General features: G+C 70.3%; 18 protein-coding genes. 12 read left to right on the top strand and 6 right to left on the bottom strand.

From position 1 onward, the window contains the following. Positions 1-57: 57 nt before the first annotated feature. The 3 genes from IPK71_03645 (at position 58) to IPK71_03635 (ending at position 3794) form a co-directional block, all read left to right on the top strand. Positions 58-1488 carry a hypothetical protein gene (locus IPK71_03645; protein MBK8212820.1) on the top strand — a complete coding sequence of 477 codons (1431 nt, stop codon included), beginning with the start codon at positions 58-60 and terminating at the stop codon, positions 1486-1488. A gap of 67 nt (positions 1489-1555) precedes the next feature. Next, the gene (locus IPK71_03640) at positions 1556-2926 is read left to right on the top strand and encodes a sigma 54-dependent Fis family transcriptional regulator (GenBank protein MBK8212819.1); all 1371 of its coding nucleotides are present in this window, start codon (positions 1556-1558) and stop codon (positions 2924-2926) included. 190 nt (positions 2927-3116) lie between these two features. Beyond that, positions 3117-3794: a hypothetical protein gene (locus IPK71_03635; GenBank protein ID MBK8212818.1), complete on the top strand. Its 678-nt coding sequence runs from the start codon at positions 3117-3119 to the stop codon at positions 3792-3794. 14 nt (positions 3795-3808) lie between these two features. On the opposite strand, the gene IPK71_03630 is transcribed toward IPK71_03635, so the two are convergent. Beyond that, positions 3809-4288, bottom strand: coding sequence for a hypothetical protein (locus IPK71_03630; protein ID MBK8212817.1), 480 nt, complete (start codon positions 4286-4288; stop codon positions 3809-3811). 26 nt (positions 4289-4314) lie between these two features. On the opposite strand from IPK71_03630, the gene IPK71_03625 reads away from it, so the two are divergent. Next, on the top strand, positions 4315-5253 hold the full coding sequence (locus tag IPK71_03625) for a hypothetical protein (protein ID MBK8212816.1): 939 nt from the start codon (positions 4315-4317) through the stop codon (positions 5251-5253). Further along, on the top strand, positions 5250-6665 hold the full coding sequence (locus tag IPK71_03620; GenBank protein ID MBK8212815.1) for a serine/threonine protein kinase: 1416 nt from the start codon (positions 5250-5252) through the stop codon (positions 6663-6665). Before IPK71_03625 ends, IPK71_03620 begins: the two co-directional genes overlap by 4 nt. A gap of 7 nt (positions 6666-6672) precedes the next feature. Here the strand turns inward: IPK71_03620 and IPK71_03615 are convergent, their stop codons facing one another. Further along, entirely contained in the window at positions 6673-7155 is a 483-nt protein-coding gene (locus IPK71_03615; protein MBK8212814.1) for an SRPBCC domain-containing protein, read from the bottom strand. After that, positions 7152-7502, bottom strand: coding sequence for a winged helix-turn-helix transcriptional regulator (locus IPK71_03610; GenBank protein MBK8212813.1), 351 nt, complete (start codon positions 7500-7502; stop codon positions 7152-7154). The genes IPK71_03615 and IPK71_03610 overlap by 4 nt, the downstream gene beginning before the upstream one ends. A gap of 201 nt (positions 7503-7703) precedes the next feature. Here IPK71_03610 and IPK71_03605 point away from each other — a divergent pair, with 201 nt between their 5' ends. The 5 genes from IPK71_03605 to IPK71_03585 all read left to right on the top strand — a co-directional run bounded on the left by IPK71_03605 (position 7704) and on the right by IPK71_03585 (position 12420). After that, positions 7704-8705 (top strand): MBL fold metallo-hydrolase, encoded by a 1002-nt coding sequence (locus tag IPK71_03605; protein MBK8212812.1) that lies wholly within the window; start codon positions 7704-7706, stop codon positions 8703-8705. Positions 8706-8732: 27 nt separating this feature from the next. Then, the gene (locus tag IPK71_03600; protein MBK8212811.1) at positions 8733-9509 is read left to right on the top strand and encodes a helix-turn-helix transcriptional regulator; all 777 of its coding nucleotides are present in this window, start codon (positions 8733-8735) and stop codon (positions 9507-9509) included. A gap of 757 nt (positions 9510-10266) precedes the next feature. After that, positions 10267-11184 carry a transposase gene (locus IPK71_03595; GenBank protein ID MBK8212810.1) on the top strand — a complete coding sequence of 306 codons (918 nt, stop codon included), beginning with the start codon at positions 10267-10269 and terminating at the stop codon, positions 11182-11184. 80 nt (positions 11185-11264) lie between these two features. Beyond that, on the top strand, positions 11265-11438 hold the full coding sequence (locus tag IPK71_03590) for a hypothetical protein (protein ID MBK8212809.1): 174 nt from the start codon (positions 11265-11267) through the stop codon (positions 11436-11438). 46 nt (positions 11439-11484) lie between these two features. Then, the gene (locus IPK71_03585; GenBank protein MBK8212808.1) at positions 11485-12420 is read left to right on the top strand and encodes a threonine/serine dehydratase; all 936 of its coding nucleotides are present in this window, start codon (positions 11485-11487) and stop codon (positions 12418-12420) included. A 21-nt stretch (positions 12421-12441) separates the two neighbouring features. On the opposite strand, the gene IPK71_03580 is transcribed toward IPK71_03585, so the two are convergent. Both IPK71_03580 and IPK71_03575 read right to left on the bottom strand, forming a co-directional pair. Further along, positions 12442-13323, bottom strand: a complete 882-nt coding sequence (locus IPK71_03580) for a phosphatase PAP2 family protein (protein MBK8212807.1) — start codon at positions 13321-13323, stop codon at positions 12442-12444. Between the two features lie 173 nt (positions 13324-13496). Beyond that, the gene (locus IPK71_03575; protein ID MBK8212806.1) at positions 13497-14024 is read right to left on the bottom strand and encodes a hypothetical protein; all 528 of its coding nucleotides are present in this window, start codon (positions 14022-14024) and stop codon (positions 13497-13499) included. Positions 14025-14360: 336 nt separating this feature from the next. Between IPK71_03575 and IPK71_03570 the strand changes: the two genes are divergently transcribed. Beyond that, entirely contained in the window at positions 14361-14894 is a 534-nt protein-coding gene (locus IPK71_03570) for a hypothetical protein (GenBank protein MBK8212805.1), read from the top strand. Between the two features lie 764 nt (positions 14895-15658). Here the strand turns inward: IPK71_03570 and IPK71_03565 are convergent. Beyond that, positions 15659-16114 (bottom strand): hypothetical protein, encoded by a 456-nt coding sequence (locus tag IPK71_03565; GenBank protein ID MBK8212804.1) that lies wholly within the window; start codon positions 16112-16114, stop codon positions 15659-15661. Between the two features lie 176 nt (positions 16115-16290). On the opposite strand from IPK71_03565, the gene IPK71_03560 reads away from it, so the two are divergent. After that, positions 16291-17574, top strand: coding sequence for a glycosyltransferase family 1 protein (locus IPK71_03560; protein MBK8212803.1), 1284 nt, complete (start codon positions 16291-16293; stop codon positions 17572-17574). Positions 17575-17580 lie beyond the last annotated feature (6 nt).

Here is a 17580-nt window from a genome sequence, read left to right as displayed (position 1 = left end):
GGCTCGCGCCGCACCCGTCATCGAGGGCTCGCGCCGCTCGAAGGAAGTCCCTTTGTCATGAAATCGAAGATTGGCATGTTCACGGCGTTCGCCCTCGTCGCCCAAAACCTCGTCGCTGTGCCGAGCGCGAACGCCGAGGGGCGGAAGATCGCTCGCACCCAGGACACGGGCGCAGAGGGCTCGGGAAAGACCGACCCCGAGAAGCGAGATCCCAAAGACGCTCCGCGAGAGCCCGCGCCGCCGCCGGTCGCTCCCCTCGCGCCTCCCGCGAGCATCGAGCCGAAGCCCGCCGAGCCGAAGGCCGTCGAGCCGAAGCCCGAAGGCGAGAAGGACCTGTCGCGCGCGCCCGAGGCCCCCAAGCTCACGGCGGGGGCGTTCTCCCTGGCTCCGTACGTCGTCGTGGCGGCGGGCCTGAAGTACGACAACGTCATCCTTCGGACGGGCGAGCAGCGCGAAGATCGTGTGACGACCTACGCGACGAGCCAGTTCGGGCTCGTGGGGAGCTACGGCGAGCACCTCTCGGTGAGGAGCGAGCTCATGGCCGGCGCGGGCACCGGGCTCCACGGGACGAGCACGTACGAAGGCCAGGCCGCCCTCCAAGTGCGCCAGCAGCTCGTTCGGGTCGCGTTCGACAGGTTCGTGGTGGAGGGCGGTCGTGTCTTCGACGAGGCGAGCGCCGACTACGTCTCGGCGCACGTGCAAGAGACGCTCCTCCAAGATACGGCGACGCGCGACCCGCTGCTCTACAGCGGCTACAACCTCGGCAACGGCCTGCGCTCGACCGTCGCGGTCGGGCCCGTGCGCATCGGCCTCGCGTTCAACGCAGGGAACCCCGTCTCGAACACGGCGACGCTCATGGTCGGCGGCACGTTCCCACCCTTCGAGCGCCTCTTCACGCAGGCGTTCCAGTCGGTCAATGCGGGCGCGAACCACTTCCCCGACGACACCTTCCACTCGACGATCGTCACCCCTTCGCTCATGCTCGACACGCGGTACGTCGACGCGAAGGTGGCGCTCCAGGCGTTCACGATCGACACGAACACGACCTCGAAGGAGAACGACTCCATTCGCGGGTACAATGTCCGCGGCACCGTCCGCGGCAAGATCGCGGGCGGCGTGGTCGTGCCGTTCTTCAACGTCGCGACCACCCGCAACGACACCGTCCTCCCGAACGACGTCTCGACCCGCGCGCCCGAGCGGTACAAGGCGATCGTCCTCGGTGGAGGCGTGGACGTCAACGTCGCCGAGCGCCACGCCTGCAAACACGAGTGCCGCGACGGCTTCGGGGCGCAGTTCGAGCAGGTTCAGTTCCAGATCGGCGACGGCGTGGTCACGAGCATCCGGTACGCGAACGTCGGCGCGACGTTCTGGGCGCTCCCGTACCTCGCGGTCGGCGCGCGGTTCGCGTGGTGGCAGCAGCACCAGAACGGCATCGACGACACCGGCGAGCGCACGTTCACCCTCGCGCTCCGGGCGGTGATGAAGTGAGCTCCGATGGAACGCGACGGGTCGCGAAGGCGGGGCTCGGCAGCGCGGCGTGATACCGTGGAAGGACATGGTCGACGACGACTTCCCGGACGACGAGACCCGGCGGGTGGAGAGCCCGCTCACGGCGCGTCCACGCTCGCTTACCGTGGAGCTCGTGGTCGTGCAGGGGCCCGCGCGAGGGGAGCGGGTGCGAGTGCCGGCGGGGGGCGTGGCGCGCATCGGCTCGTCGAGCACGTGCGATCTCGTGCTGCCCGACAAGTCCGTGTCGCGCCTCCACTGCGAGGTGCGCCTGCGATCGAAGAGCATCCTCGTGCGTGACTCGGGGAGCACCAACGGCACGTCGGCGATGGGCATGCGGCTCGTCGAGGCGGAGGTGCCGGCGGGCACCGTGCTCTCTCTCGGTGGGAGCGCCGTGCGCGTCGAAGCCGACCTCGACGACGGGGACTACGTGGAGATCTCCGACCGCACGGGCTTCGGCGAGCTCATCGGCCAGAGCCTCGAGATGCGGCGAATCTACGCCATCCTCGAGCGTGTGGCCCCGACCGACAGCACGCTCCTCGTTCGCGGCGAGACCGGGACGGGCAAGGAGGTCGTCGCGCGGAGCGTCCACGCCGCATCGTCGCGGAGGAAGGGCCCCTTCGTCGCCCTCGACTGCAGCACCATCCCCGAGAACCTCTTCGAGTCGGAGCTCTTCGGTCACGTGAAAGGGGCCTTCAGCGGCGCCACGCAGGATCGGGCCGGGGTGTTCGAAGAGGCCGATGGCGGCACGCTCTTCCTCGACGAGCTCGGCGAGCTGCCCCTCGCGCTCCAGGCGAAGCTCCTCCGTGTGCTCGAGACCCGCACGTTGCGCCGCGTCGGGTCGAACACGGTGCGCTCGGTCGACGTGCGTGTGCTCGCCGCGACGAACCGTCCCCTCGATCGCTGCGTCAACGAGGGGACGTTCCGCGAGGACCTCTACTATCGGCTCGCCGTGGTCGAGATCGTGCTCCCTCCCCTGCGCTCTCGCCCGGACGACGTCCGCCTGCTCGCGACGCATTTCTTCCGTGCTCGTGGCGGCGAGGGAGAGCTACCCGAGCCCTTCCTCGCGCGGCTCGATCATCGGAGCTTCCCGGGGAACGTGCGCGAGCTCGCCCACGTCGTCGAGCGCGCCATGCTCCTCGGGACGATCCGCCCCGGCCCGGTGCAGAGGCCGCCGGATTTGGGCGCGCGCATCGACGAGCTGCCCCCGCTGCATCTGCCCCTCAAGGACGCGAGGGTCGCGTGGACGGAGAACTTCGAGCTCCTCTACGTGAAGAGCGTGCTCGCGCGTGCGGGGGGGAACGTCACGCACGCGGCCGAGCTCGCGGGCGTGAGCCGGAGGTTTCTCCAGAGGCTCGTCGCGCGCCTCGGGGTCACGCCCTCGGAGCTGGGCATCGATCCGTCGGAGCTCGGCGACTGACGGGTGTCGGAGCCAACGGCCTTCGGGGCCGTGATTCCTCGGTCGAACGCGCCCACGTCGTGCCATCATCGAGGCCGCGAGGGGGACCTCGCGCAGACACACCGGGCTTGCATGGGTTTCATTCCAGGCGCCTGGAAAAATTTTCCAGGCGCCTGGAATGGAGAGCCCGGTCGACGAAGGGGAGAGAGCGATGGCAGCGAAGAAGGCGACGACGAAGGCCCTTTCCGTGGTGCGGAAGGCCGCGCTCACCGGCGTGAAGGCGAGCCCGGCGCAGAGGCGGCGGCTCGAGTCTTTGCTCGAGACGATCGAGCGCCGCAAGGCCCGCATCGTCGAGGACTTTTACGACATCGGCGTGGCCCTGAAGGAGATCGTCGACAAGAAGCTCTACCTCCAAGCCGGGGTCGCCTCGTTCGGCGAGCTCCTCGACGCGCGGAAGGTCATGGGCAAGTCGCAGGCGTACAAGCTCGTCGCGATCGCTCGCTCCGTGTCGCGCGAGAAGGCCATCGAGGTCGGGTCCGAGAGGGCCTACGAGCTCGTCCGCTTGACGGAGGAGACCCCCGAGCCCGACACCGTCGACGACGTGCTCGAGACGGGCGTGCGCGGTCCGAAGGACAGGCGACGGGTCGACCTCACCAAGCTCTCGTCACGCGACATCGCCAAGAAGCGTAAGGAGATCGCGAAGGCGAACACGAAACCCTCGGAGGACGAGCGCGCCGCCGCTCGGGCGGCTCGTACGGCCCAAGCCGCGCTGCGCAGGGCAGGCCTCGAGATCTCCGTGGTGCCGCGCAGGGTGGACAAGGCGTGGGGCGCGGTCGTGACCGTGTCGATCGAAGGTCTCGAGGCGATCGTCGCCGCTGTCGGCCGCTGAGCCGACCCGGCGTGTCAGGGTGAGCAGGTGAGAGGGCCGCCCTGCTGTACGCAACCGCCCTGCACCGGGAGCACGGGGCAGGGCGCGCCGCACCGAGACGTGCAACCGAGCGCGCGCGCCTCCCGGGCCCGGGTGGTGTAGGTCGAGGTCTCCGCGCTCCCGGCGATCGCCACGAAGACGTCGCACTCGCACTCGTCCTTCGCCTTGGTGGCGCAGTGGCCTTGGGCGAGCTGGCAGGCGCGGGCCGCGGCGCGGAGCGTGACGAGCTCGGCCTCGATCGCGGCGCAGTCGGGTGCGGCGTCGGGCTCCGGCGTCGCGTCGGCGGCGTCTTGTGGCGTGACGTCGCGTTCGGAAGGCATCGCGGTGTCCGTCGACGTGTCGGCCGGGCCCGGCACCTCACGTGCCGTCCAGTCGAAGCACGCCGCGGGCGAGAGGCTCGCGGCGACGAGGATCGCCGCGGTGGTCGAGATGCGCTTCCCGGTGCCCTTCGTCACGGTGCACCATGGTAGCATCGCCTGCCATGCGACGTGCGTTCGCGGCCGTATTCTCGGTGGTCTTCGCGTTCGGGTGCCCTGCCCCCGCCGCGGCCGACGACACCGCGACCGCCGCGGCGAAGGCCTCGTACGAGCGTGGCCTCGCCGAGCACGCCAGAGGTCGCCTCGCCAGCGCCGCGCGCGCCTTCGCCGAGGCGGACGCGGCCGTTCCGAGCAACGAAGCCATCGAAGCTGCGCTCGACGACGCCGTCGCCGCGGACGACCCCGTGCTCGGAATGACCCTGGTCGCACGCGCGGAGGGCCGCCCCCTCGACGCTCGCGCAGCGCGGGCCCGAGACGCCGCGAGGCGGGCCTTCGAGCGCCGTGTCGGAGAGGTCGTCGTCGTGTGTCCGGCACCCTCCACGTGCACCGTCCGCGTCGACGACGGGCCTCCCGTGGCCCCCGCGGGGCCCGTGCTCGTCGGCGTCGGGGCTCACGCCGTGACGGCGTCCCGCGACGGGCGCACCACGACGACGCGTGTCGACGTGGCCCCCGGCGCGAGCGTTCGTGTCGCCGTCGATGCCCCGGAGCGCAGCGGCGGCGAGCCCGCGCGCCCTGCCGTCGGCGAGCCCGTTCGACCGGGCCGTGTGGTCGTGGTCGTCGGCCTCGGCGTGACTGCCGCGCTCGGCGTAGCGACGGCGATCTCGGCGGCCGACCTCTTCGGCAAACGTACCGAGTTCGTCGACGGGGCGTGTGCCATCGACGCCCCCGCGACCGCCACGCCGCTCGCGGAGTGCGGGCGCCTCGCGGACGAGGGGAGAGCGGCGAACGTGCGCACGGGTCTCCTCCTCGGGGGGACGCTCCTCGCCGGAGCCACCACGCTCGTCACGGAGCTCTTCTTCGTCCCGAAGCGCGGCGAGCCGCGACTCTCCGCTGCGATCTCGCCGACGTCGCTCGGCGCGAACCTCGTCGTTCGCTTCCGATGACGACGTACACCGTCGTCCGTAAGATCGCGTCGGGTGGGAACGCGACCGTCTACGTCGCGAAGGCGGTGTCCCTCGGGATCGAGCGCCTCGTCGCGCTGAAGAAGCCCCATCCCCACCTCGTCGACGAGCCGACGTTCGTCGCGGCGTTCCATCGTGAGGCGGCCGTGGCCGTACGCCTCCGGCACCCGAACGTGGTCCAGGTGCTCGACGTCGTGGAGCACGAGGCCGTGCCGTGCCTCGTCCTCGAGCTCGTGGAGGGGCCCATGCTCTCCGCGCTCATCCGCTCGGCCCTCGCGCGTCCCGAGGTCGACACCACGGCCGCAGCCGTCGCGATCGTCGCGGCGGCTTCGCGCGGCCTCCACGCGCTCCACGAGCTCCGCGACGAAGCGGGGGCCCCGCTCGGCCTCGTGCACCGCGACGTCTCACCTCAGAACGTGCTCGTAGGTCGGGACGGCATCACGAAGCTCTCGGACTTCGGGCTCGCGAAGGCCACCGCGTCCGGTGACGCTTCGACGACCGAGGGGGTCCTGAAGGGAAAGGTGGGGTACCTCTCCCCGGAGTACATTCGTGGGGAGCCCGTCGATCGCCGCTCGGACGTGTTCGCGATGGGCGTCGTCTTGTGGGAAGCGCTCGCGAAGAAGCGGCTCTTTCGCGCCGATCGTGAGCCCGACGCCCTCGGCAAGATCCTCGGCATGCCGATCCCCGAGCTGCCCGCGTTCCCGGGCTCGGCCGAGCTCGACGAGATCGTCGCGCGGGCGCTCGCGCGCGACCCTCGGGCGCGGTACGCGAGCGCCACGGACCTGGCCGACGCGCTCGACGCCGTCGCGAAGAAGCTCGGTCTCGACACATCGACGCAGGAGATCGCGCGGGTCGTCTCGGCGCTCTCCGAACCCATGGACAGCGCGTCAGCGAAGAGCGCGCCGCCGGCTCCGGCGCCCTCGCCGCCCGACCCCGGGCAGACCGACGAAGCGACCGTGCGCGAGATGTCCCGCACCGACGTGGTGCCGACGGAGGTGCCCACGCATCCCGCTCCGCTCGCGGCGAACGTGGCGCAGGAGCCTCCCGCGCGTGGTCGTGGGCAGAGCGTCGCCGTGTCCGTCGCAGGGGCGCTCGTCGCGCTGTCCGTCGCCGGGCTCGTCGCGCGCACCCTCTCGAGCACGAGCGACGTTCCCGCGAGCCTCGACGCGGGCCCGTCCGAGCCGAGGGTCGTCGATGCCGCGCCCCCGGTGACGAAGGACGCGGCCCCGGAGGTCGTCGCGCCTCCCGTCGCCGCAACGGCCACGGCTATGGCGACGGCGAATGCTACTGCCCCGCACACGAAGCCCGCGCTCGGCCAGGCCCCCGTGCCGCACGCGCGGCCCGTGCCTTCCGTGGGGCCTCGGCCGAACCCGTACGGCGACGGTGGCAAGTGACGTAGAGCTACTTCGCGGCGTAGCGTGCGTCGAGCTTGCCGAGCTGGCTCGTGAAGCCCTGCTGTTGCATGTTCGTCCAGTGTGGGTCGTGCATCGCGTGGAGCGAGACGACCATGCGCGCGCCCTTCGGGTGCTCCTCGAACGTGACCGCGATGAGGCTCTCGTACGCTTCGACGCCGGGGAGGAAATCGATGACGCTCGTGAGCGCGAGCGCCGTGTACGGCGTGAACGTGGAGAACGTGGCGCGAACGTCGTGCGAGGTCGCGTGCCCGTCCTTCTTCATCGCCTCGATGGCGCGCGGGTCGGACGCGATCATGGCGTAGGCGAGCGTGCCGCCGACCTTGGGCTCGAGCGTCGTGACCTCGACCCGGAAACCCTCGGGGCCCCACCAGGACTCGAAGCCCTCTTTCGTGGCCCATAGGTCCCACAGCTCCTTCGGCGTCGCGGGGTAGATGCGCTCGAGGACGAGGGACACGCGGTGTTCTTTCATTCGCTTCGACCTTTCTTCGGCCGCGCGCGGGCGGCCCTCTTTCGTTCTCCGAGGGCGACGGCGAACCTGTCGAGGCGCGCCTCCCACAGCGAGCGGTAGCGGTCTACCCACGTCGACAGCTCGCGGAACGGCTCGGGCCGGAGCGAGTAGAGGCGGCGTGTTCCGTCCGGGCGGACGCGGACGAAGCCCGCCTCCCCCAAGATGCGTAGGTGCCTCGACACGCCGGACTGGCGGATGTCGACCCGCTCGACGATGTCACCCACGGCCTGCTCGCCTTCGAGGAGCGCCTCGACGATGAGGCGACGCGTCGGATCGGACAGGGTCTGGAAGACGTCGGCAGTATGCACGAGCGTGTATATATGGATCGGTGTATGCGTTGGCAAGCCGGATCGGTCCGGCGTGGGGGCAGCGCTCGAGGTCCTCGCGCCGTGGTGGAGGTCCGCGTGTGGCCGGAGCGGATCGGTCTCTGGCTCGTCCGGGCGCGCCGCGCGCTCCTGGACGTCGCACCTTGGGGCCGTCGAAACGCGACCCCCACCCAAGGATCCCTCATGCTCCGCTCCCTCTCCACGCTCACGTTCGTCTCCCTCGCGGCACTCGCTTCGCTCTCGCTCGGCTGCAGCGCCGATGCCTCCTCGACGGTGCCTTCTTCCGCCGAGGACGGTGTCGTCGCCGCTGTCTCGCTCGAGACGTACACCTCGGACGCGGCGGGCTTCGACACCCACGCCTACTGGCTCGACACGGGCCGCGAGGTCGTCGTCTTCGACGCTCAGTTCACGCCCGCCGCCGCCGAATCGATGCTCGCGTCGATCCGGAAGAAGACACGATCCCCGGTCGCGTGGGTGGTGGTCACGCACCCGAACCCGGACAAGTTCAACGGCGCCGAGGTGTTTCGTCGTGAGGGCGCCAAGGTCGTCGCGTCGAAGCGCACGGCGGCGGCGCTTCCGGGCGTGCACGCCTACAAAAAGGCCTACTTCACGCAGGTCGCCCGCAGCTTCACCGAGGAGACCTACCCCGCGCTCGCCACGATCGACGTCACGTTCGACGGGAGCTTCCGGCTGCCCGTGACGGGGGTGGCCGTGGAGCTCCACGAGCTGACGAACGCGGGGGTCTCGAGCACGCAGACCGTGGCCTACGTACCGGCGGCGAAGGCGCTCGTCGTCGGTGATCTCGTCCATGGTCGAGCCCACGCGTGGCTCGAGGGCGGCATCGTCGACGGCGCGCCGCGACCCGACCTCGCCTCGTGGAAGCGGGCCCTCGCCGAGCTCTCCCGCTTCGGGGACGTCGACGTGTACGGAGGTCGTGGAGATGTGTTGCCGCGCGAGGTCGCGACGCAGGAGCAGACCGCGTACCTCGACGCCGCCGATACCATCGTGGGCGCCTACGTGAAGGCGCTCGGCTCGCGGCGGGTGGAGCTCTCCGATCCGAAGGCGAGCACCGCGCACTGGAAGGCGCTCTCGGTGAAGCTCTCCGAGCGATTTCCGTCGTATGCTCTCCCGTACATGGTCGAGTACGGGGTCTACGGGCTCGCGCTCTCCAAGGCGCGCGAATGAGGGGCGCTCGGGCTCCCGAGGGCGGCGTTGGCTAGGGCGCACGTCGACGAGGCGCGCGCGGTCGCGGAAAGCTTCGCGATCGCCGAGGACCACCCGCAGATCCGCGCGCGGCCGCACGCCCACGTGCGCCACCAGCTCCTCTACGCGAGCCGTGGGGTGCTCACGCTCCTCACCGACGCGGGGTCGTGGCTCCTCCCGAGCGAGCGCTGCGCGTTCCTCCCCGCGGGAATGGTCCATCGCGTCCGCGCCGACGCCGAGGTGTCGCTGCGCACGATCTACCTCTCGCCGAAGCTCGAAGGGGTGCCGCGCTCGTTCTCGGTGTTCGTGCTCCCGCCGTTGGGCAGGGAGCTCGTGGCCTTCGCCATGCGCTACGAGGCCCACGTGCCGCTCGATGGTTGCGGCCGAGACACGTTCTCGTTGCTGGCGCGGCTCGCGGGGACGTGGGCTTCGACGCCTTGCCCCTTCGAGCTACCGGCGGGGGAGTCTCCCGAGGTGCGCCGTGCCACGCAGATCCTCCGCGCCGATATCGCGTCCGAGGTCTCGGCGTCCGACGTGGCGCGGGCGGTCGGCGTGTCGGTGCGGACCCTTCACCGTCGCCTGGTGGGCGAGACGGGCCTCTCGTTCCGCGACTACCTCGTACGCGCGCGTGTGCTGGCGGCGATGGCGGCCCTCGCCGAGCCTCGGGCTCGCGTGACCGACGTCGCGCCCCGCGTAGGGTTCGAGAGCCTCGGCGCGTTCGCGCGGGCGTTTCGGAAGATCGCCGGCGAGAGCCCGTCGGAGTACCGCGCGCGCGTCGTGGGGTGAGGTCGGCGTGGCGCGCGTCGTGGCGGACGAGGAAGAGCCGACCGACGGACGAGGGGACGAGGAGGAAGATCCGACCGAGAGGAAGAGAGAGGAAGATCCGACCGATGGGAAGATCCGACCGACGTTGACGCCAAGTTCGCGGAAGGACTCAGGGTCCAGTCTCGGGGTCCAGTCTCGTCTCGATCCGACCGTCTCGTCTCTCGCTCCTCGCTCGATCCGACCGACGTTGACGCCAAGTTCGCGAAAGGACTCAGGGTCCAGTCTCGCAAGGGGAACAGCTTCATCGCCGGCACGGCAGGGAATGCGAGCAGAGCCTTGATGCCACTCCGCGAAAGCAGGCGAAGGCCTGGCCGAGCCACCCCCGAAATGTGGCCCGGCCACCTCGGCCGCGGGAAGATCCGACCGACGTGGCTGCGGACGCGGACGGCGGAAGATCCCGGAAGATCCGACCGACGTTGACGCCAAGTTCGCGAAAGGACTTAGGGTCCCGTGGCCGCGGACGCGGAAGATCCCGCGGAAGATCCGACCGACGTTGACGCCAAGTTCGCGAAAGGACTTAGGGTCCAGTCTCGCAAGGGGAACAGCTTCATCGCCGGCACGGCAGCGGATGCGAGCAGAGCCTTGATGCCACTCCGCGAAAGCAGGCGAAGGCCTGGCCGGGCCACCCCCGAAATGTGGCCCGGCCACCTTGGCCGCACACGAATCCCCTAAAATAAAGCCACTTCGTGTTGGCCCACAAAGTGAAATGGGCCGGGGCATGTCGAACCCTCGCCGCATCGTCCCGGGCACCACCTATCTCGTCACGCGTAGGACCACGCGCCGTTACTTCCTTCTGACCCCGGACAAGCGACGCATCTTGCTCGCGTTCTATTGGTACGCGACAGCCGTCCTCGCGGCGGAGCTCGGCATCGAGATCCACGCGGTGCAGATGCTGTCGAACCACCTCCACGAGGTGCTCACCGATACGCGAGGAAGGCTCCCAGACTTCCTTTCGCAGCGAAATCGCCTCCTCGCGAACGCCATCAAGGTGCTGCGCGGGTGGACCGGGGAGGTCTTTTCGCGCGAGGGAGCGAGCGTCGTCGCGCTCTATGGTGAGGACGCGGTGCTTCAGAAGATCGGGTACACGCTCGCCAACGCGGTCGAAGCGGGGCTCGTCGCGAGCCCCGAGGATTGGCCGGGCGTCACGCTCGCGGCGACGGACATCGGGGCGCGAACCATTCGTGTCTCGCGTCCCGAACTCTACTTCGACGCGAAGAACACGCGCTGGCCCGACGACGTGGAGATTTCCATCACGGTGCCTCGTGCGCTCGAGGCGAGCTCGGGGCACGCGGGAGCGCGAGAGCGTATCGTGTCCGCGGTGAACACTGCGGTGGAGAAGGCGCGCATCGTGGCCCGGAAATCCGGGAAGTTCGTGCGGTCGCTCGAGTGGATCTTCGCGGTGCCCCATACGACGCGTGCGTCGTCGTTCGAGAAGGTGGGGGCGCGCAATCCGAGCTTTGCGGCCGGTGGGAACGTCGAGATGGCGGTACATGCCATGAAGGAGCGCGCGGCGTTCTTGGGGGCGTACCGGGAGGCGTTGCGAGCCATGCGGAATGCAGTGCGGGATGTGTTCTTCCCAGCGGGGACGTGGCGACTCTTCCGCGAGTTGGGCGTCAATGTCATTTCAGGTACTTAGCGCCAACGTCGGTCGGATCCCCCCGGGTCGCGCAGTCGGATCCCCCCGGGTCGCGCAAGGTCGTCACCGCGTCTGCCAACGTGCGCTCCGCCCCCAACGGCACGATCGTCAAGGTGCTGAGCTCCGGCGCTTCGGTGCAGGCGACGCGCGCGGAGGGCGCGTGGTACGCCGTGTCCTTCCGCCTCGGCGGGAAGGACTGGGGCACCGCCGCGGACCCGGCGTTCGTGCACACCTCGCAGCTCTCGTGCGAGTGAGCGGTCCGCCGCCCCGTCGCCCTGCGACCTCTGGTATCGATCGTTCATGATCACGAAGGCCGACATCGAGGCGGCGCGCGCGCGCATTCGCCCCCACGTCCGCGAGACGCCGCTCCTCGCCGTCCGCGGAGACGACCTCGGGCTCGCGTTCGACGTGGAGCTGAAGCTCGAGCTCCTCCAGGTGACGGGCACGTTCAAGCCACGGGGGGCCTTCAACACGCTCTTGTCCCACCCTGTCCCGTCGTCCGGAGTCTGCGCCGCGTCCGGGGGAAATCACGGGGTCGCCGTCGCTCACGCAGCGAGCCGTCTCGGGCACCGCGCTCGCATCTTCGTCCCGGAGATCTCCTCGCCCGCGAAGGTCGCGCGCATTCGAGAAGCGGGTGCGGAGCTCGTGGTGGGTGGCGCGCGCTACGCCGACGCGCTCGAGGCGTGCGAGGCCTACGCGGCTAAGGAGGGAGCGCTCTCCGTGCACGCGTACGACGCGTGGGAGACCATCGCCGGTCAAGGCACGGTGGGCGCGGAGTGGGAGGCGCGCACCCGGGGCCTCGACACCGTGCTCGTCGCTTCGGGAGGTGGCGGTCTCGTCGCCGGGATCGCGCGGTGGTTCGAGCGCGAGGTGAAGGTCGTCGCGGTCGAGCCCGAGGGGTCGTGCGCTCTCCACGCAGCCCTCCGCGCGGGTGGCCCCGTCGACGTCTCGGTCGAGTCCGTCGCGGCCGACTCGCTCGGCGCGCGAAACGTGTTCTCGCGTGTCTACGAGACGTGCGCGGCGTACCTCGACGACGTCGTGCTCGTGCCCGACGCGGCCATCGTCGAGGCGCAGCGGCGTTTGTGGTTGGGTGTGCGCGCGGCCACGGAGCCCGGCGGCGCGACGGCCCTCGCGGCGTTGATCGAAGGAGTCTATCGCCCCGAGAAGGGAGAGCGTGTCGGTGTGCTCGTGTGCGGGTCGAACGTCGATCTCGCGAGGCTCGCCGCGCTCGTGTGAGCGTGCTCTCTCGAGCGTGCCTCAGAACGCGCCGGCCAAGGCGAGACCGGCCGTCCCGAAGGGGACGAGCGCGACCCGTGGTCTCCCGACGCGTGCATCATGCATGCGTCGAAAGTCGGCCCCGATCGAGGCTCCGATCGCGTGCCCCATGAGGGCGCCGGCCACGACGTCGGAGGCCCAGTGGTGCGCGCCGCTCATCATGCCGAACGCGATGCTCGCCGCGCCGGGATAGAGCACCCACGGGAGCCAAGGGACGTCGGCGTAGTACGACACGAGCGACGACGCGAGCGCGACGGCGACCGAGGTGTGCCCCGAGGGCCACGCGCTGTTCTCGAGCAGAGGTCCCCGCCACTCGCGGGCCCACTCCGGGTGGAGGAGGCGATCCGGGGACTCGGGGTGCCCCCCGTGGTTCGGGAAGGGGCGCCCCGTGAGCCCCTTGAGGAGCACGGTGGTCGCGAAGGTCACGGTCATGGCTTGCAGCGCCGCGGCTCCGGCTCCGGTGAGCTTGGTGTCGCGCGCGACGAGCCCGGTCGCATAGACGAGCGCTCCCATCGCGGGGAGGCCGTAGTACCCCAGCGACACGGTGAAATCCGAGAAGCCGCGCGTCCCGAGCCTCTCCTCGACGAAGACGCGGATCTCGTGGTCGGCGCCGGACGCGGAGAGCTCCATCGTCGAGAGCACCGCCGCGCCGTAGAAGAGGAGGTTCTCACCCGTGGCAGCGTCGACGAGGTTGCACCCGAGCCGGTCCGTGGGCAGCGGGAGCTCCCCGTATCCTTCGAGCGCAGCCGTCCTCGGCTCGCACGCCGCCGCGTTGGAGGCGACGAGCGTTGCCGAGACGGCGACGGAAGCGCCGACGAGCCACGCAGCCCACCCCGAGCTCGATCCACGAACACGCGCGCTCACGGCGCCTTCCCCCGGTCCTTCTGGATCCCTCTTGGCGCGCCTATGGCGGTGGTCGTGCATGGCGTGGCGCGCGTCATGGGGCTCCTGGCGAGCGTCCCGTTCACGAAGCCGTCGCCGAACATGGTGGAGACCGTGCCACGGAGACGCGGGCGCGTCCATGCGTGCGCGGGCTGTCAGTCCCGAGGGTTCGCGGTGAGCGCCGCGACGACGGAGAGCCCGGCCCAGAGCATGTGCTCGTTCATCACGGCGCCGGGAAAGACGACCGTGGCCTCGGTCGCCGAGGAGACGACGACGGCCCCTGGTGGGAGATGGGCTCCAGCCTCTCCGACCGCTCCCGGCAGCGTACGCGCCATGGGGCCCTGCACCTTGAGGGTGGGCCCGCCACGGTGGGGGTGCGCGCCCGAGACGAGCGTGTACGTCCCACCGTCCGAGAAGTACGGCGAGCCGATCGCCTCCATCACCGAGACCATGGTGGTGCGAACGACCACGTGCGTGTGCGCGAGAGCGAAGCGGATCTCGTGGCCGCCGAACGCCCCGGATCCGGCGCGAAACATGCCCCCGTACCTCTGCGCAAACGCTTGCCAGATCGCCGTTTGGTGCTTGCGCGTTTGGCCGTTCATCGTGACCACGACCGCCACGACCCCGCCGATCGCGAGGAGAAAGAAGAGTGAGACCCCGAAGAGGGGGAGAGCTTCGCCCATGCACGGAGCTACGTGCGACGCGTAGGGAGCTTCCCTCGGGGCGCGTTCTCGGCCGCCTTCTTAGCTGCGATTCGAAGGGGGCACGGGGGGAAGGGCTCGATGTCGCGGGCGGGCCCCGCACGAAAGAGGCGCCTCGACGTTCGTTCTCCGTTCCATTCCAGGCGCCTGGAAAAATTTTCCAGGCGCCTGGAATGAACGAGCCGAGTGGCACGAAACCCTGGAAAATAAGCCTCTCCATGGCAGGGACGTTTTGGGGCTCGTTCGCGAGGTCGTGGCGACCGAGTCGCACGCGTGCTCGCGCCACGCGATGGCACGCCCGATGCTCTCTTGGCGATCATGGTCCCGTTGCCCAAGCTCTCGCGACGTTCGACGCTCGGGGGTGGTCTCGGTCTCGGTCTCGGGTTGGTGCTCGGCGCGCCTCGGCTCGCGATGGCTTCGCCGGCCTTCTCTCTCTCCGATCAGTTCGAGCGCACCCACACCCAAGCTTCCGTGTACGCGAGGACACCGGTGGTGATCGTGGGGGGAGACCAGCGGAACACCGGCGATCGGATCGGCGAGTGGTTTGCGCGCCTCGGCGCGGATCTTGCGCTCTTCGGCATCGCCGATCTCGACGCCCTCCCGTTCTTCGTACCTCGAGGCTCCGTTCGAAAGAACCTCCGCGCCATCTCTCCACGACTGCCGATCCTCTGCGATTGGAAGGGCGAGGTGTTCCGCCCGATCCTCGGGTTTCCAGCGAACAAGGAGATCGTCGTTCAGGTGCACCTTGCGCCGAAGCCCGGCGAGACGGTGCGTGTGCTCGCGCGTGTGGAAGGCCCGGTGACGCCGGCGGGCATCGCAGCCGTTCGCCGTGCAGCGGGCCTCGCGCGGTAGCGGGCGCTTGGACGCTCGCCTGTCTTCGCTCGTTGGCGCCAACGTCGGTCGGACCTCTCCTTCTGCGTGGCTCCGAAAAGAAAGTGTGCGACATATCCGAGGTCGCGCCTCTCACGAGACGATGGGCGCCCTGAGGTCCCCTCGGAGAAAACATGTACCTGGCATATTTGTCGCGCTTTTCGCTCCGTTTCCCCGCACTGCTAGGCCGATTTCGGGCGTTGCCGGCCAACGGCGTATGCCTCGTTGTCCTTCTGGGCGCCGTTGGCTGCGACCGGACGGGTGCGGTTCGTGCTAGGGCGGCGTTCGACCTCAACTGCCCAGAAGAGAAAATTGAAGTCGTCACGATCTCCTCCTACGACGCGACCTTTGGGGCGCGCGGCTGTGGAAAGCGTGGGACCTACAAGTGGGGCACGGACATCGGAGGGGCTGTTCTGAACTCTCCCATCTCGACCGACGGCGCGCCCTCCGTGGCTCCCTCCGCGTCGGCGGCGCCCGCTCCCAAGTAGCGCACGGCGCAGCGCTACCCGGCGCGCGCCAGCACCGACGTCCGGCTAGCAGCGTGCTCCCGAGAGCGTCGACGCGGGAAGCCTTGCGAGGCGGCTTTCGCGGCTCTCCGAGCGGTTTACTCGGCGCGTGCGGGCTCGGCTGCCACTACGCCACGGCACCGTCGATGAATGGAAGCTGCCGGGGGCGATGGAGGTCCTCTAGCGCCTCTCGTCGGTCGGATCTCCTCTCGCCATCCCGCCGGCCCCGACGTCCCCGCTTCAAGGGGACGGGGACGTCCACGGGTCGAGGGGGCGCTCGCTTCGTGGGCCGGAAGGCGCGAACGAGCGCGACGGATCCCACGGATCGACCAGGTCGAGCGCCGCACCCTTGGAGGCTGACGTCGGCGCCGCGAGCGTGCCGGCCCCCCACGGATCGTGGAGGTCGAGCCGCGGAGCTTCGACGGCGCGCCTGCGAGGCGGGAGCATGGCCGGAGGCGGCGCGGGGCTCACCGGGGTGCCCTCCGAAGGATCGAGCGCGGGCACCACGACGGCCGCAGGCGAACCGGGAGGGGCCGTGGGCGCCGGAGCCGTTGCGGGAGCCGCCGCTATGGGGAGCCCCACGGGCGCGTCGGTCGCGGGGACCCGGGCCGCGAACGCGGCGCGCGCGGGCTCGGCCGCCACCATGCCCACGGCGACGAGCGAGACGATGGCGAGCGCGAGGCGATGTCCACTCATGCGACGAAGTGTAGCCCGCGAACCTCACCGGCGCGACGTGCTGCGGTTCTCCATGGCTCCGTACGCACGTGAAGCTACGGATCGGCGAGCCCTTCCGCGCTCAGCAGCCTAAGAAGAGCGCAAGCCCCTTCCGGACGGGCTTCCCCACGGATGGGGTCCACCCTATCGAGCGGCGTATGCGAATCGGGCTACAAACGTGGGGGACCGAGGGGGACATTCGGCCGTTCTTCGCGCTCGCGGGGGCGCTCTCTGCGCGGGGGCACGAGGTGCGCCTCGTGACGACGAACGTGGAGGGGCGCTCGTTGTCGGCGCTTGGCCAAGGGGCACACGTCGACGAAGAGCGCGTCGGCGCGGAGTACTTCCGCGAGGCGCGGGCGCGAATCGCCGACGGCGCACGCGAGAACTTCCGCGTGAAGAACCCCGTGAAGCAGCTCGAGCGAATCCTCACGGACGCGCTCGACCCCGTGGCCGATGCCATGTTCGACGCAGGTCGCGACCTCGCGGAGTGGGCCGACGCGCTCGTCGTGCACTCCATGGCGCACCCTGCCGTGAGCGCCGCCGAGGCCGCCGCGAAGCCGTTCGCGTGTGTCGCGTTCGCGCCCCTCTTTCCCACGCGGGACTACCCTCCCATGGGCGCTCCTCGGCTCGGCCGGCTCTTCCACCCGCTCTTGTGGTGGGTGGCGGCGAAGGCGATGGACGGCGTCCTCGGGGCGCGCGTCGCGGTGGTGAGAGAGCGGGCCGGGCTGCCTCCCGTGAAGAACGTCTCGACGGCCGTGACCGAACGGGCGTGCGCCGGCCTCCTCGCGATGTCGCCGGCGCTCCTGCCGCGCCCCGCGGACTTCGACGAGAAGATCGCGGTGACCGGGTTCTGGGAGCTCCGCGAGGGAGGCACGACCTCCACGGTCGAGGAAGGGCTCGCGGCCTTCTTGGGCGCGGGGGACGCGCCGCTCTTCTTCACGCTGGGGAGCATGGCGAACCTCGAGCCCGATCGAGCGCTCGAGGCGGCGCACGCGGCGATACGAGCGGCCCGCGTGCTCGGGATGCGCGCCGTGGTGCAGCTCCCCGAGGTCGAGAAGATCCCTCCGGCGGACGACGTGTTCGTCACGGTGCGCGCGCCGCACGCGGCGGTCTTTCCACGGTGCGCCGTCGTCGTGCACCACGGTGGAGCAGGCACCACCCACGCCGCCCTGCGCGCCGGGCGCCCGGAGGTCGTGGTCCCTCACATCGCCGACCAGTTCTTTTGGGCCGACCTCCTCTATCGCCGTGGTGTGGCGCCGAAGCCTCTGCCCGCTCGTACGCTCGACGAGTCGGGGCTCACGGCGAGGGTGCGGGCGGCGCGACGGCCCGAGCTCCAGGAGCGCGCCGAGAGGCTCGCCCGAGAGGTCGAACGCGAGCTCGGCGTGGAGACCGCGTGCGCGCACGTCGAACAGGCCTTCTCTCGCGAGAGAGCTCGAGGGTGAGCTTCA

This window comes from Myxococcales bacterium (assembly GCA_016712525.1).
Taxonomy (GTDB): Bacteria; Myxococcota_A; Polyangia; order Polyangiales; family Polyangiaceae; genus JAAFHV01.
Note: the sequence above shows the minus strand (reverse complement) of the source record. Positions and strands in the feature narration are given on the sequence as shown.

Excerpts from the sequence above, each read along its gene's own strand:
- IPK71_03560 (MBK8212803.1), top strand. The coding sequence starts at position 16,291 with ATGCGAATCGGGCTACAAACGTGGGGGACCGAGGGGGACATTCGGCCG.
- IPK71_03640 (MBK8212819.1), top strand. The coding sequence starts at position 1,556 with ATGGTCGACGACGACTTCCCGGACGACGAGACCCGGCGGGTGGAGAGC.
- IPK71_03645 (MBK8212820.1), top strand. The coding sequence starts at position 58 with ATGAAATCGAAGATTGGCATGTTCACGGCGTTCGCCCTCGTCGCCCAA.
- IPK71_03635 (MBK8212818.1), top strand. The coding sequence starts at position 3,117 with ATGGCAGCGAAGAAGGCGACGACGAAGGCCCTTTCCGTGGTGCGGAAG.
- IPK71_03595 (MBK8212810.1), top strand. The coding sequence starts at position 10,267 with ATGTCGAACCCTCGCCGCATCGTCCCGGGCACCACCTATCTCGTCACG.
- IPK71_03615 (MBK8212814.1), bottom strand. The coding sequence starts at position 7,155 with ATGAAAGAACACCGCGTGTCCCTCGTCCTCGAGCGCATCTACCCCGCG.
- IPK71_03605 (MBK8212812.1), top strand. The coding sequence starts at position 7,704 with ATGCTCCGCTCCCTCTCCACGCTCACGTTCGTCTCCCTCGCGGCACTC.
- IPK71_03575 (MBK8212806.1), bottom strand. The coding sequence starts at position 14,024 with ATGGGCGAAGCTCTCCCCCTCTTCGGGGTCTCACTCTTCTTTCTCCTC.
- IPK71_03625 (MBK8212816.1), top strand. The coding sequence starts at position 4,315 with ATGCGACGTGCGTTCGCGGCCGTATTCTCGGTGGTCTTCGCGTTCGGG.
- IPK71_03570 (MBK8212805.1), top strand. The coding sequence starts at position 14,361 with ATGGTCCCGTTGCCCAAGCTCTCGCGACGTTCGACGCTCGGGGGTGGT.
- IPK71_03620 (MBK8212815.1), top strand. The coding sequence starts at position 5,250 with ATGACGACGTACACCGTCGTCCGTAAGATCGCGTCGGGTGGGAACGCG.
- IPK71_03565 (MBK8212804.1), bottom strand. The coding sequence starts at position 16,114 with ATGAGTGGACATCGCCTCGCGCTCGCCATCGTCTCGCTCGTCGCCGTG.
- IPK71_03585 (MBK8212808.1), top strand. The coding sequence starts at position 11,485 with ATGATCACGAAGGCCGACATCGAGGCGGCGCGCGCGCGCATTCGCCCC.